This window comes from uncultured Chryseobacterium sp. (assembly GCF_913776365.1).
Lineage (GTDB): Bacteria > Bacteroidota > Bacteroidia > Flavobacteriales > Weeksellaceae > Chryseobacterium.
Genome location: NZ_CAJYMO010000078.1, coordinates 1 through 14735 on the forward strand (window position 1 = coordinate 1; position 14735 = coordinate 14735).

The 14735-nt window shown below is 42.6% G+C and carries 16 protein-coding genes; 11 read left to right on the plus strand and 5 right to left on the minus strand.

What is annotated here, in order from left to right:
- The 8 genes from QZ735_RS03900 to fabF form a co-directional block, all read left to right on the plus strand.
- On the plus strand, nt 1-1561 hold a 1561-nt coding region (locus tag QZ735_RS03900; RefSeq protein ID WP_294244431.1), incomplete at its 5' end, for a TonB-dependent receptor.
- Between the two features lie 153 nt (nt 1562-1714).
- The gene (locus QZ735_RS03905) at nt 1715-2185 is read left to right on the plus strand and encodes an N-acetyltransferase (RefSeq protein ID WP_294244433.1); all 471 of its coding nucleotides are present in this window, start codon (nt 1715-1717) and stop codon (nt 2183-2185) included.
- Complete coding sequence (locus tag QZ735_RS03910) at nt 2169-2699, plus strand: hypothetical protein (RefSeq protein ID WP_294244434.1); 531 nt, start codon at nt 2169-2171, stop codon at nt 2697-2699. Before QZ735_RS03905 ends, QZ735_RS03910 begins: the two co-directional genes overlap by 17 nt.
- A 94-nt stretch (nt 2700-2793) precedes the next feature.
- A complete protein-coding gene (locus QZ735_RS03915) occupies nt 2794-3651 on the plus strand; it encodes an AraC family transcriptional regulator (RefSeq protein WP_294244436.1) in 858 nt (285 codons plus the stop codon).
- An 85-nt stretch (nt 3652-3736) separates the two neighbouring features.
- On the plus strand, nt 3737-4159 hold the full coding sequence (locus tag QZ735_RS03920) for an OsmC family protein (RefSeq protein ID WP_294244438.1): 423 nt from the start codon (nt 3737-3739) through the stop codon (nt 4157-4159).
- A 171-nt stretch (nt 4160-4330) separates the two neighbouring features.
- On the plus strand, nt 4331-4945 hold the full coding sequence (locus QZ735_RS03925) for a TetR/AcrR family transcriptional regulator (protein ID WP_294244461.1): 615 nt from the start codon (nt 4331-4333) through the stop codon (nt 4943-4945).
- Between the two features lie 8 nt (nt 4946-4953).
- Nucleotides 4954-5379 (plus strand): PaaI family thioesterase, encoded by a 426-nt coding sequence (locus tag QZ735_RS03930; protein WP_294244466.1) that lies wholly within the window; start codon nt 4954-4956, stop codon nt 5377-5379.
- On the plus strand, nt 5380-6621 hold the full coding sequence (gene fabF / locus QZ735_RS03935) for a beta-ketoacyl-ACP synthase II (RefSeq protein ID WP_294244469.1): 1242 nt from the start codon (nt 5380-5382) through the stop codon (nt 6619-6621). It begins immediately after the preceding gene.
- A gap of 326 nt (nt 6622-6947) precedes the next feature.
- On the opposite strand, the gene QZ735_RS03940 is transcribed toward fabF, so the two are convergent.
- The 3 genes from QZ735_RS03940 to QZ735_RS03950 are packed head-to-tail and all read right to left on the minus strand — an operon-like array spanning nt 6948 to nt 9257.
- Nucleotides 6948-7433 (minus strand): hypothetical protein, encoded by a 486-nt coding sequence (locus tag QZ735_RS03940; RefSeq protein ID WP_294244472.1) that lies wholly within the window; start codon nt 7431-7433, stop codon nt 6948-6950.
- Between the two features lie 20 nt (nt 7434-7453).
- A complete protein-coding gene (locus tag QZ735_RS03945; protein WP_294244475.1) occupies nt 7454-7876 on the minus strand; it encodes a Dabb family protein in 423 nt (140 codons plus the stop codon).
- A 52-nt stretch (nt 7877-7928) separates the two neighbouring features.
- Nucleotides 7929-9257, minus strand: a complete 1329-nt coding sequence (locus QZ735_RS03950) for a porin (RefSeq protein WP_294244478.1) — start codon at nt 9255-9257, stop codon at nt 7929-7931.
- A gap of 227 nt (nt 9258-9484) precedes the next feature.
- On the opposite strand from QZ735_RS03950, the gene QZ735_RS03955 reads away from it, so the two are divergent.
- Nucleotides 9485-10174 (plus strand): response regulator transcription factor, encoded by a 690-nt coding sequence (locus tag QZ735_RS03955; protein WP_294244480.1) that lies wholly within the window; start codon nt 9485-9487, stop codon nt 10172-10174.
- Nucleotides 10171-11562, plus strand: a complete 1392-nt coding sequence (locus QZ735_RS03960; RefSeq protein WP_294244483.1) for a HAMP domain-containing sensor histidine kinase — start codon at nt 10171-10173, stop codon at nt 11560-11562. The genes QZ735_RS03955 and QZ735_RS03960 overlap by 4 nt, the downstream gene beginning before the upstream one ends.
- A gap of 30 nt (nt 11563-11592) precedes the next feature.
- On the opposite strand, the gene QZ735_RS03965 is transcribed toward QZ735_RS03960, so the two are convergent.
- On the minus strand, nt 11593-12348 hold the full coding sequence (locus QZ735_RS03965) for a murein L,D-transpeptidase catalytic domain family protein (RefSeq protein ID WP_294244486.1): 756 nt from the start codon (nt 12346-12348) through the stop codon (nt 11593-11595).
- Nucleotides 12349-12480: 132 nt separating this feature from the next.
- Nucleotides 12481-12924 (minus strand): peptide-methionine (R)-S-oxide reductase MsrB, encoded by a 444-nt coding sequence (msrB, locus tag QZ735_RS03970; protein ID WP_294244488.1) that lies wholly within the window; start codon nt 12922-12924, stop codon nt 12481-12483.
- Nucleotides 12925-13145: 221 nt separating this feature from the next.
- Between msrB and QZ735_RS03975 the strand changes: the two genes are divergently transcribed.
- A complete protein-coding gene (locus tag QZ735_RS03975; protein ID WP_294244491.1) occupies nt 13146-14390 on the plus strand; it encodes a DUF445 domain-containing protein in 1245 nt (414 codons plus the stop codon).
- The last annotated feature ends 345 nt before the right edge of the window (nt 14391-14735 follow it).

A 14735-nucleotide genomic window follows, 5' to 3' on the forward strand; every position in this document is an offset into this window, starting at 1 on the left:
GCTGAAAAATGCTAAAGAACCGGAAACTTCCTTAAATCTCTTTGCCGATTTCAACGGAAGAACCGAAGCGAATATCACCAGCGTCTCACCGATCAACGAAAAATGGTCGCAGACGTTTCTGCTGCACGGAAACGGTACTTTCGGAGAGACGGATATGAATAAGGATGGATTTCTGGACCGGCCGAAAGGAACCCAGCTGAATGCCGCTTATCTGCTCAACTACAACGATCTGGAAAAGTCAGGTTTAGGTTCGCATTTCGGAATTAATTTTATTAAAGATGAAAGGACTTCCGGGCAGATCGGCTTCGATAAAAAAATCCCTCAGGACAAGCAGTCTCCGTATGGGGTCGGAATCGATATTTCCAGGTTTCAGGTCTGGAATAAGACAGGATATGTTTTTAAAGGCAAGCCTTACCAAAGCTTGGGCTGGATGAATCAGTATACCTATCACCAGCAGGACAGCTTCTTCGGATTGAGAAATTATTCCGGGAAGCAGCAGACGTATTATTCCAACTTGATTTTTGAAAGTATTCTGGGAAATACTAATCATAAATACAAAGCCGGGGCAAGCTTTATGTACGACGGTTATGATGAAACCTATCTGGCAGACCGTTTTAAAAGAAACGAAATCGTTCCCGGAGCGTTTGCAGAATATACGCTTACCGGTTTAAAATACACCCTGGTGGCCGGAGCAAGGGTTGATTTCCACAACCTCGCGGGAACGCAGTTTACACCGAGACTGAATTTTAAATACGATTTCACCCCACAGACCATTCTGAGGCTTTCTGCGGGAAGAGGTTTCCGGACAGCCAATATTTTTGCGGAAAGCCAGCCATATTTTGCCTCCAACAGAAGCATTCAGATCTTAGAAAATGGCGGCAACATTTACGGACTGAAACCCGAAATTGCCTGGAACTACGGTGCCAGCCTGCAGCAGGAATTTAAAATCTTCGGCAGGAAATCAACTGTTGTGGCCGATTTTTTCAGAACCGATTTCCAGGATCAGGTGATGGTGGATCTGGACCGTTCCCCTCAACAGCTGAATTTCTATAATCTGGAAGGAACATCATTTGCCAACTCATTCCAGACCCAATGGGATTTTATCCCGCTTAAGAATATAGAAGTAAGGCTGGCTTACAAATATTATGATGTCCAGGCCGATTACCTGGCGGGAAGAAGAGAAGTGCCTTTTATGGCGAAACACAGAGGATTTGTGAATGTTGCCTATACCACCAGTAAAGATAAGCAAGGCGGATTCTGGAGTTTTGATACGACGCTGAATATTGTCGGAAAACAAAGGCTGCCGGACACCTCCTCCAACCCTGCTGCTTTTCAGCTTCCGGCATACTCAGGATCCTATGCGGTTCTGAATGCCCAGGTTTCAAAGAGCTTCAATAAAAAAATCAGGGCTTACGTTGGTGGCGAAAATCTGACATCCTATTACCAGAAGAAAGCAATCGTAGATGTGAAAAATCCTTTCGGAAATTATTTCGACGGCGGAATGGTTTATGCTCCGATTATGAAAACCAATTTTTATATCGGGGTGGATGTGAGTTTTTAGTTTTTGGTTTCATTTATTCATATCTGATCATACAGGCATGGTTTCAGGAATATAAATTTCCGGAGCTATGCCTTTTTCTATATTAACTTTACAAAATTGAAAAGAACAAGTTGACAGTTTGCAAATTTTGGAAACTTTCCATATCTTTATGTTATGAAGATTGTAGAAATTTTAACAAGCGAAAGCTATCCGATAGAAATTCTACCGCTGGAAAAATCAGACTACAAATCAATAACAAAAACAAGATATTTTTTTAACTGGAAAGAAGAAAAAGATCAGCAGATCTATAAACTTGTTATTAAAGGTGATAATGATATTTTGGGGCTTATTTCTTTTGAAATCATTCCTGAAGAATGGAGAATCCATATTAGGCTGCTTACCGTTTCAGAAGAGAATAAGGGAAAAGATAAAAAGTTTGACAGGATTGCAGGAAATCTGATTTGTTTTGTTTCCAAGATTGCCGTAACGGAATTTGCAGAAATGGCATGCATTTCCCTTAAGCCCAAAACTGCAATTTATAAACATTATGTAGATAAATATAAGATGAATATTACAGGTACCACCCTTAGCCTTGAAGTACCGGAAATATTAAATTTAATTAAAGAATATGAAAGCGACTATTAAAGGAAATAGTAATGAAAATGCTGAATTTGGTGTCGACTCAAGATATCAGGACAGCAAAGAACGGGAATCTGATTCCGTTGCCTTGATGGAAGCCCGTCTGAAAAGGATGAAAAATTTGTCCAAAGAACAAATCATGCAGGCCAGGCTGATACAGCTAAAATTAAGGATGGAAAACTATATTCACGCAGAAGCTGATAATACCCGGGACAGTTTTACCGGATTTCTGGAAGCATATATTGATACCTTGTATTCAAAAAGAACCAAATTTGCGAACGATATCAATATATCTGATGTTTTATTAAGCCAGATTATCAACCGTCATCGTGAAGCAGGTAAAGATTTCATGTTAAAACTGATGATCCATTCTGAAAAAATTTTCAATGGCATATCTGATTTTAAAAAAGAAACATGGTATCAAATCTGTTTTCAGGAAAAAATACGTGAGATGATGGCCACCCAAAAAGATTGGCGCCCTGAAATTGAAAAACAGGTAAAACTGAGAGAATTAAATTAATTTTAAATATAAAATATTCAGCATGGTTTCTGAAATCCCATATTTCCGGAGCCATGCTTTTTTGTATCTTTAGCTAAAGAAATATTGCTTACTGATGCTTATTTTTGAAGACCATTATAAAAAACTGGGTTTCGAAACCTTTTCTGAACAAAATCTGAAGGACTTCACATACAGCCGGCACCAATCTGAAATCAAGATTTTTCATGTTCCGGAAGGTTATGAACTGACCATAGACTTTAAAAACTACAAAACCGAAAATCCGGCCCTGTTTTTCCTTACCAGCCAGCATCTGCAGGTGGAACATGGCACCGGAGAATCCCAACTGCTGTATTATAACCGCGACTTTTACTGCATCCAGATCCATGATAAAGAAGTGGCCTGTGACGGGCTGCTTTTTCACAATGTCTTTGAAATCCCTTTTGTTGAGCTGGACAAAGAGGAAAACAGAATGGTTAACAATCTGTTCCGGAGCATAAAGAAGGAACTGGAAGACCAGGATTCGTCTGCTGAAGAAATGATCCGTACCTATGTAAAACAGATCATCATCCGTGCTACCCGGAAATGGAAAAAGCAGAACCTGGATAACGATGTGATCAAAATCCCCGGCAACGAACTGGAAATTTTCCGGGACTTCAGCCGGCTGCTGGAAATCCATTTCAGGAAAAAGCATCATGTATCAGATTATGCAGCGCTGCTGCATATCGCCCCAAAAACGTTAACGCACAAATTTAAAAGCTTACAACTGGAATCCCCGAACCAGCTGATCATTAACCGAATTTTACTGGAAGCCAAAAGACTGCTCTTTTATACCGATAAGCCTGTAAAAGAAATTGCCTATGATCTGGGATATGATGATCCGGCTTATTTTAACCGTCTTTTCACCAATAAAACAGGAAATACGCCTTCCAGCTTCAAGAAAAATTATATATCGGGAAAAAAGTACAAGAGTTAGTTCTTTTTATCTATTGAATCGGAACAATATCTGCTATAGCTTTGTCCTATTAAAAAATTCTAACAATAAACAAATTCAACACATTATGAAACGTAATGCAACAGCCGGTTGTAACGGTACCATCAAAGAAGGAAAAGGACACTTAACCACACAGAGCAGCACATTGAACCAGACCCAGTATTCTTTTAACAGCCGCTTTGAAGAAGGAGTCGGAACAAACCCTGAAGAATTGCTGGCAGCGGCCCATGCCGGTTGCTTTACCATGAAATTAAGCGCTGAACTTAGCCAGGCAGGATTTACTCCTGAAGAACTGACTACCAAATCGGTGATTACCCTGGATCCGAGCGCTGGGAAAATTACAAAATCAGAACTTACTCTGACAGCAAAGGTTCCGGGAATTTCTGAAGAAGACTTCCAGAAATATGCTAAAATCGCAGAGGAAGGATGCCCCGTAAGTGCTGCTTTCAATTTTGAAATTACCCTGCAAGCTACTTTGGCAAATTCATAATCCTGTTCTGAGATTATTTTGCGCTAAAATCTTATACTACATATCAATTGAAACGGGCTTTAGCCCGTTTTTCTATTAAAAATCCATTGGTTTTTAGCCTAACCATAAAAAACACCCCATCAATATACCGATCGGTATATTTTTGTATATTTGTCGTGTAATTTATTACCCATGTCAAAAGCGGAAAAGACAAAACAGTTCATTATTGAGAAAACAGCCCCGGTATTCAATACCAAAGGCTACACCTCCACGTCTTTATCCGACATTGCGGAAGCCACCGGACTCACCAAAGGAAGCATCTACGGAAATTTTGAAAATAAAGAGGAAGTGGCGCTTGAAGCCTACCGGTATAATGCAGGTTCGTTAAAAGAAAAAATGATTTCATCTTTCAGCAACAAATTTCCGACCTCAATCGATAAGCTGTATGCTTTTGTTGCTTTTTACAGAGAAAACTGGCAGTCTGTATTTTTAAGTGGAGGCTGTCCCCTGATGAATGCAGCTACGGAATCGGATGACACTTTTCCCGATCTGAAAAATCTGGTCACCCAATCTTTTGTAGAGTGGATTTCCAAAATTTCATCTGTCATATCCAACGGTCAGGAAAAAGGGGAACTGAATAAAAAACCGGATGCGGAAGAATATGCCTCATTGTTCATTATGATGATCGAAGGCGGGATTCTGCTCTCCAAAACCACAGGTGACGAAAAATTTCTGAATCTTGCCTTAGACCATATTCTCAGGATTATTGAGGTGGAATTCATTCCGGAAGAAAAACAAAAAAATTAACATATAATATGGATAAATTAGCGGTCCTGAAAAGCTTTACGGGAAAAGAGTTTACGGCGTCTCCCTCCCCATTCATGAGATGGCTGAAACCGGTCGTGGTTTCGGTAGAAGAAGGCCGGATCGAATTTCAGTACACCGTAAGGGAAGAATGGCTGAACCCGATGGGCAATATGCACGGTGGAGTCACCGCAGCCATTATGGATGATATCATCGGAGCCACGATGTTCTCCCTGAACGAAGAAAATTTCATTGTTACCATCAATAACAGCATTGATTATTTTTCAACTGCCAAAGAAAATGCTCATATTGTAGCCGAAACAAAAATCATCAAAAGAGGAAAACAGTTTGTAAACGCGCAATGCGAAATATGGAATGCAGACAAAACCCGCCTGATTGCCCGGGGAACCTCTAATTTATTCAAAATCAGTAATTAAATGAAAAGAGTTGTTATTACAGGTCTTGGCGCAGTGACGCCTTTAGGAAATACCGTTGAAGAATTCTGGCAAAACAGCATCCGCGGAGTAAGCGGCGCCGGAACCATTACCCATTTCGATACAGAAAAGTTTAAGGTACACTTTGCCTGTGAAGTGAAGAACTTTGATCCGAAAGTGCATCTTACCCATAATGAAATCAAACGGAGCGATCTGTTTTCACAATATGCCATGTATTCGGCTGCGGAAGCCCTGAAAGATTCCGGGCTGGAACTGGAAAATATGGATCCTTTTGATACCGGCGTGATCTGGGGAACCGGACAGGGCGGAATGTGGACCTTTGAAAACGAGGTGATGGAATTTACCAAAGGAGACGGAACTCCGCGTTTTAATCCGTTCTTCGTCCCTAAATTCATTGCCAATATGGCTTCCGGCATGATTTCTATGAAATTCGGACTGCAGGGCATCAACTACACCACTATTTCTGCCTGTGCTACCGGAAATACAGCCATTATGGATGCATTCAATTATATAAGGCTCGGAAAAGCCAAGGTCATTGTAAGCGGAGGTTCCGAAGCTGCCATTACTCCGGCATCGATCGGTGGATTTTCCATTATGAAAGCCATGTCTACCCGAAATGATGATTTTGCTACAGCAAGCCGCCCTTATGATGCAGACCGGGACGGATTTGTGATGGGCGAAGGAGCAGGTGCCTTGATTCTGGAAGAATACGAACATGCCAGAGCAAGAGGTGCAAAAATCTATGCCGAACTTGCAGGAGCTGCCATGACCGCTGATGCTTACCATATGACTGCACCTCATCCGGAAGGAACGGGAGCCATTAAAGCTATGCAGCTGGCATTAAAGGAAGCAGGAATCAATACCGAGGATATCGATTACATCAACCCGCACGCCACTTCCACCCCGATGGGCGACCTGGTAGAGCTGAATGGAATCAACAAGCTTTTTAAAGGGAGTAAAAACCTGGACATCAGCGCTACCAAATCCATGACCGGACATTTACTGGGTGCTGCCGGAGCCGCAGAAGCCATTTTATCAATCAAAGCCATTGAAGACGGGATTATTCCACCGACAATCAATCTTCATAAGATCGATGAAAATATTCCGCAGGACCTGAATATTGTTTTCGGAGAAGCCAAAGAAAAGAACATCAATTACGCCTTGAGCAATGCTTTCGGATTCGGAGGACACAATGCCACTTTGATTTTCAAAAAATTTCAGTAGTATCCGTTAATTGGTTTACTATGCACTATAACTTTATGAATAAAATTAACGCAAAGTTTCATGAGCATCACGTTTAGTAAAAGGGAGTAAAGTAGAGCGGCAAAGCCGCCGATGAAGCGAACGCATATTGCGTAAGCTTCATCAGATCAGCTTGCTGATCCTTCTTAGCTCCCTTATCTTATCCATTAGGAAAATAAAAACTTTGCGTTTAAAAATCCAGAGTTTGGAAAACAAGAAATACATTTTGGATCACATAAAAAGCAGCCAAAAGGCTGCTTTTCCATTGTACGAATTTATATAAAACACCATATGATGATGATGTTGGGTTAATCGGAATCTTTGTCTGCAACAAAAAAGTCATCCGCATCTTCTCCGATCGGGATATAAAGCCTTTCCCAGACTTTGCTTTTCACCATATCCCAGCTATGCCCTTTTCCTTTCAGGTCTTCCGCCAGCAATACGGTTCCGGGCTTGATTATAAAAGTGGAACCATCGGTTACTTTGAATCTGATTTTACCTTTGATGGTGATTACATACTGTCTTCTCGGCGCCGGATGCGCATTTTTCTCCCAGTCTTCGGTTTTGTTGCTCATCCAGAAAGTCGTGGTGTTCATGTGCTTCAGCGTCGGGATTTTCCCTTTTTCAAAGGTGCAGGTACCGTCGGGCTTATTGATGAGCCTGATGGCCGGAATGGATTCCGTGGTTTCTTCTACTTTAACTCTCACATGCTTTTTGTGATGATCTTGTGCATTCATAAAACTCATAGCTGAAAATGCTACAACAAGGCTCATGCCTTTAACAAAGTTTTTCATTTTTAAATAAGATTCTTTTTTTATGGGTGGTAAACGGTATCATGAACCAGCATTCTTTCAAAGAACGGCTTGTATTTCTGTACAAGGGCAAGGTGTTCCGGCAGCTTTCCGTAAGCTTCAAGCTCTTCCAGGCTGTCGAATTCCATCGAGGCGTTATAGGTAAAGCTGTTGTCCAGGACATTTCTCGGACTGGAGGCTGCCGGTCTTCCGTAACGCAGGTTTTTCTGGTAAGGAAGTTGAGCCAGCCCTTTGAAAAAGTTCTCAAACTCCTTCACTTCAGCTTCGGAAAGATCTTTCCTGAGCCAGAATAATAAATAATGGAAGTACACTTTTTTCTTTTTTATGGGGTTAAACATCGGTAAGGCAGAGGCCAGCACATTGCCGGAGAACAGCAGGATTGCTGAAGCCTGTACGGAGCGGAATAAAAATTTCCTTCTTTCCATAGTAAGTAATTCTGTTTATGGGTGGATGCCGCTAGGTGAGCAGGCATTTTGTTTAATTAAAATCAATCCTGTATTTCAGGACGAACTGCCATTTCCGGTCTGAAGCAACGGCATTGCCGGCAGCATCCGGTGTAAAGACAGGACGGTTCTGGGCATCGAAGGTGAACCTTGAAGACATTCCGTTCATCAGCAGGGAGATTCCGGCATCATAAATCACGGCATTGTCATGAAGGCCTTTCAGATCAGACAGCTGCACCCCTACGGCAGGCTGTAGCTGCAGGTTTTTCTTTTCTTTGTTTAAATAAGGCAGCGTTCCACCAAACTGGAGATAATACGTATTTCCGGTTCCGATCACGGGCATGGCATTTCCGGCCCCGTTAAGGCTTGCCAGGGAAGCATCCACTGAAGTTGCCGGGTTATTGGTCCCGACATAACGGATGTAATTCGGGCCGTAATCGTTGTGCATCGCCATGGCATATGCACTTACGGAGGTGCCTTTTTCCTTATTCAGCGGAGCATCATAGAACAGGTCTACGGCAAAGCTCTTCATATCATCATTCACCGTATTCTTGGCAGCATCCTGATGCCACAGCGCATTGTGGATGTAATCAAATCCTGCTCCCAGGCTCAGGACATTCTTTTTCCCGACATACGTTCCCGAATTGAATGGGGTCGAAATGTTTTCCGTATCCAGGAAAGCATACCTGAAATATCCTGAAAAATCTTTATGGGGCGAATTTTTACTGAAGGTGGATACATTCGGTTTCGGTTCGGCAGTCGCCATGGTATACGGATCTGCGACCACCAGCCGGTAATCGAATTTTCCAAGCTGCCCTTTGATGTAGGCGCTGAGTTCCCTCACGGTATAATCCGTGGCACCGGCATTGGATGTAGCGTAGGCCGGAAGGTCATACAGCAGCGTATTAAGCGGCCCTGTCGTAAAACGGGAAAGCCCTCTCCAGGTAGAACGCCCTGCACCGAAAGCGATTTTATCATTAAAAGAATATTCTGCATAGGCGTCCAGCAGATCGAAATAATTGCTGCCTTTCGCAGTCACATTCACATTGGTGGTTCCTCCCTGAAGCACAAACATCAGTTTTTCCGTCGGTTTGTACGTCATTTTTACCCTTACCCTGCGTAGTGAAAGATCGGATACGTCTGATTTTGCATCGTTGTTGATCATGCTTCCCGGATTTAGCTGGGCATAACGGGCCCACAGTTCCGCGTATCCGCTGAAAGAGATATACCGGGAGTGCTGTTCATTGAGATAATGGGTAAGCGCAGGATTATCGAAGTCGTTTTTTTTCTGTGCTTCTGCGGTCTGGCTCATCCCAATCAGTAACGCTGCGATAAGCCCGGTTTTAATATACCTTTTGTCCATAGTGTCTTGATCCTCTTTTCGTTGTTTTGACGGGACAAAATTAGTTTTGAAAATCCGGGAACCTCATTAGAAAACTATTAGAAAACCTTTAGAAAACCATTAATCCGGAGATTCTGTTTTTCTGATAGTAAAATATGAAATACCTTTGTATGGGATTTGTACCACCTCGGAATTCAGGATTTTAAAAGCGTATTCCGGCTGAGATTCCTACCTGAAAAATATTCCAGATGAAAATATTAATCATAGAAGATAATGCCCGGGTTTCCGCACTGCTGAAACGGGGCCTTGAAAGCCAGGGCTATCAGATCTATATTTCGGAAGATGCGGAAGATGCCCTGATCCTGGCAGACCGGATTGCTTTTGAGCTCATCATTACCGACATCATGCTGCCCCGGATGAGCGGAATTGAATTCAGCAAAATCATCAAGCAGAAACATCCCGACCTTCCGATCATTATGCTGACCGCTTTGGGAACGATTGATGAAAAAATCGAAGGATTTGATGCGGGAGCCGATGATTATATGGTGAAGCCTTTTGAGATCCGGGAACTGTATGCGAGAATTAAAGCCATTCTGCTGAGGAAATCATTGTTGCCCAGGAAAGATGAAGAAACAGATATTATTCAGTATCATCACCTTGCCATTCACCGGAAGACCAACCGCGTATTCCGTGATGAAAAGGAAATCATCCTTACGCCGAAGGAATTCAGGCTGCTGGTTTTCCTTGTGACCCATGCAGACCGCATCCTGACCCGGGAAGAAATTGCAGAAAATGTCTGGGGCAACCATTTTGATACCGGCACCAACTATATTGATGTCTACATTGCCTATCTGCGTAAGAAAATCGATAAGGATTTTGACGAGAAACTGATTCACACCAAACCCGGCACAGGGTTTATTTTTACCCGCAATCTATGAAAATTGCTACCAGAACAGCCCTGATATACGCATTGCTTACCGCCGGCATACTCTTTATTTTTGCCTACGTCGTTTATTTTGTATCCGAAAAGAACAGGAATGATGAATTTAATGACCGGTTAGGCTACAAAATCATATGGAGGGCAGAATTTATTTTCGATGCCGATATTGATGATTATAAAATAAAAAGGCTCCACGAACGGAATAAAAAAATGCTGAATGAAGCCGACATCAGTGTTTACAACAGCAAAAAAGAGCTGATCTTTACAGACATCAGCCCAAGCTCGAAAAACCCGTATTACCTTGACCGCCTGATCAAAACCGGGAAGGATAAGCTTACCTGGCAGCGGAGAGAGCGGCAGTACATGGCTTTCAGGTATGAGTTTGACGGTGAAAATTATTACATCATCGGAAGTGCGGTTGACGTAACGGGGCTGGCCCACATCCGGGAGTTCAGGGAAGATATTATCGTCATTTATATTATCTCCGTTCTCATCATCTTCGTTACCGGCTTTTTGTTTTCCTATTATACCCTGAAGCCTCTGAAAGATATCATCATCCAGATCCGTGATATTTCGGAACACAACCTTCATAAGAGGCTGGTAGTTCCGAAGGCGAAAGATGAAATTTATGAGCTTACCGAAACTTTTAATTCTACTTTTAACCGGCTGGAGAAATCCTTCAGCAACCACCGCCAGTTTGTGACCACGATCTCCCATGAATTCCGGACGCCGCTTTCCACCATGATCGCCGAACTGGAGCTTGCCAAAGAACTGAATGTGACGCTGGAAGATTATAAACTTTCCATCAACAATGCCCTTGAAGACGCCACCCATGCTTCCCAGCTTTCCTCTGCCCTGCTGGATTTTGCACGGGCAAGCTATGATGCATCCCAGATCAGCTTTACCGATCTCCGTGTTGATGAAATCCTGGCAGACGCCAAGGTAGACCTGCTTCAGAAAAACCAGGAATACAGAATAGGCATTCACTACATGGATAACCTGGCCGATAAGGATGAAAGCAATTATGATTTCCATGGAAACCCTTACCTGCTGAAAATAGCTTTTCTGAACCTCATGGAAAACGCCTGCAAATACTCATCGGACAGAAGCTGCTTCGTGGAGATTGAAGTTCACCACCAGGTTCTGGACATCCGCTTTATCGATCATGGTATCGGGATTGATGAAAACGACCGGGATAAAATTTTCGACCTTTTTTACCGCGGAGCCAGTAAAAATAAGGAAAAAGGCAATGGCATCGGGTTATCGATTGTGAAAAGGATTATTGAAATGCATCAGGGAATGATTTTGCTCTCTTCCGTACCCGGTAAAGGAAGCATTTTTCAGGTACGATTTATTTCTGAAAATAAAAAAAGCAGCCTTACATAAGACTGCTTTTCTATTTTATTTATTCTGTTTTTATGCCTTCAGCCACTCCGATTTGGAAAGGTAGTTCTGATCCGGGTAATAGATGAAAAGAAGGTTTCTTCCTTTGATCGTATTGATGATCGGCTGGGTAAGGTCCCTCGGAACGGCCGGGCATCCCCAGCTTCTCCCGATTCTCTTGTGCGTAGCGGCAAACTGATCGCTTACATAATCGGCACCATGCATAACGATTGCTCTCCTGTAAGCCGCATCATTAAAGCCTTTGTCCATTCCCAACAGTTTCAGAGAATACCCGTTGTCGCCCTGGTAAGTAGCATCCGTGATATAAAATCCTAAGCTGCTTTGCAACGAACTTTCCGTGTTAGAAAAACTCGTCGCAAATTCTTCGCCTGTATTTTTACCGTGTGCTACCAGTGAGTTGAACAACACTTTTTTCTCATTCATATCGATTACCCAAAGTCTTTTGGTATTGGAAGACATGGAAAAATCGCATACTGTAAGCAAATGGGAATCCTGATTAAGAAGACCTGCTTTTTTCAGGTTTTCAAATCCTGTCATGGCTTTAAAGAAAACGTCGGGATTAAGCTCGTGGCCCTGTTCAAAAGTGATGGAGTGGTATAATTCTTCGGATGAAGACATGGTCTTTTCTGCTTTCACAGAATTCATTTCAACTGATTTTTCAATTCTTTTGGTATTGGATTCATTTCTCATCACGGCCTTTTCAGGAGACCCGTAGAATGAAGTGGTAATCATGTAAACAATACCGAGTACGCTATAAATTCCTTTCATTAAAAATATTATGTTAAATACAATTGCGGGACAAATGTATAAAAACATAACGGGTATAGCGTCAATACTCTAAAAAGTTTAACGCTATTTAAGAAACTTTAACGTGCTGGTTTATAGAATTTAAACCAATGTTTATTTTTCAGAATCCGGAGCAAATTCAAGGCTCACGGAATTCATGCAGTACCGTAATCCGGTTGGCTGCGGGCCATCATCGAAGACATGGCCAAGGTGGGAATCGCATCTTTTACAGAGTACCTCTACCCTTTCCATTCCGAATGCTGTATCCCTTTTATAATATACGCCTTCCTTGTCCGCTTCAAAAAAGCTGGGCCAGCCACAGCTGCTGGAAAATTTAGCATCCGACCGGAACAGATGGTTTCCGCATACGGCACAAAAATACTCTCCTAACTGATCGAACTCATTGTACTTCCCTGTAAAAGGACGTTCCGTAGCCGCTTCTCTGGAAATGGCGTACAGATCAGGAGTAAGGATGTTTCTCCATTCCTGATTGGGAATATCCAGTTTGGTACGGTCTGTCCGGGAATAGTATGGATTGTTTTTTGCTTCGTGTTCCATAGCATCTGTTTAACGGATTTGTATCAGCTAAAATCAAACCATACTCGGATAAAGTCTGAAAATTTAACTTTTTTTAAATAACTGATTCCCGCTGATGCTATTTACAAAACAGTAGTATCCTGATTTTTAAATTGTTGTACTTCTGCAACAATCCGAATAATTAAACAACAGGACATGATATTGAAAAGAAACTCATCAACAATAACCGCATACCGAATCTTATGAATGATGAAGCAAAGAGAAAACAGCTGAATAAATATAAGGCCTTCGCCACCGGGCTGTTCCTTCTGATGGCCGTTATTTTTATCATTACCACCATTCTCCAGAAGCGCATGGATTCCCATTGGATCGGCTATGTCCGCGCTTTTTCCGAAGCCGCCATGGTGGGTGCGCTTGCCGACTGGTTTGCGGTAACAGCACTGTTCCGCCATCCGCTGGGACTTCCGATCCCGCATACCAACCTTATTGAAAACAGCAAGCAGCAGCTGGGTGATAACCTGGGCGGATTTGTCGTTACCAATTTCCTTTCTCCGCAGAATATTCGTCCGTACATCCAGAAGCTGAAAATTTCAAATTTTGTCGGGGAGTGGCTGGGGAAAGAAAAAAACCAGGAAATCCTCATCCGGAATATTTCCGATATCGTCTTGGATATTCTGAACAAACTCGATGATGCGGAAGTCAGCCAGTTTATCAGCCGGAAAGTCTCCGAAATGGCAGGCGACGTCAAGCTCAATAAAATCGTTGGCAACGGAATTACTTATATTACGGAAAAGAATGACCATCAGCGGATGGTTACCAGCCTTTCTTCCCAGATCAAAAATTACATCCTTGAAAACAGCGAGCTGATTAAAGAACGTGTCCGGAAAGGCAGTTACACCTTTATCCCAGCTTTTGTCGATAACAAGATTGCGGATAAGGTTACCACCGGACTTTCGGATTTCTTTGCAGAAATAGAAGCGGATCCCCACCATGAAATAAGAGATCTGATTACCAAAAGGATCCAGGAATTCTCCCGGAATCTGGCTGAAGACCCGAAATGGGAACAGGAATTCGCCACCATTAAAAATGACCTTCTGCAGCCGGAAAAGTTAAATGAATATTCCCGGGACATCTGGGCCTCCATCAAAAAAACCGTCACGGAAGAACTTCAGCATGAGCAGTCTTCCCTGAAAACCTACCTCTCCAAAAACCTGAACGAGTTTGCCCTGAATTTGAATACCAATGAAACCCTGCAGGCCAAAATTGACAACTGGGTCCGCGTAACGGCCTATAAATACATCCTGAAAAACACCCATCAGTTCGGAAACCTCATCAGCTCAACCGTAGGAAACTGGCAGGGAAAGGAATTGAGCGAGAAGCTGGAGCTGGAAGTCGGGAAAGACCTGCAATTCATCCGGGTAAACGGAACCATTGTCGGCGGGCTGGTCGGATTGATTATTTACACGGTGGCGCATTTTTTTATCTGATTCAACGACACAGGGTTGCATTCTGTGCTGGTTTAAATCGCTTCTTTGGGGCTCGTCAAAGTTCGCCAGATATTAACAAAAATCATTAGAATACTGATAGATAAAAAGCAACATCTTCCAGATGTTGCTTTTATTATATATTTATTTCAATAAGTTCCTCTTATTTTCTGCTCTTCATCCATTAAGCCAAGAGCCAGTTGCCAGTTGCCAAAAGCCTCCCGCCAGCAGTTATTTCGCCCTTTCAGGGCTTTTTGGTATCGAAAACCGGATTGACACAGGGCTTCACCCTGTGCTGATGTATGTCACCCCTTCGGGGCTCTGACGATAAAATCAAACCTGAGTTTA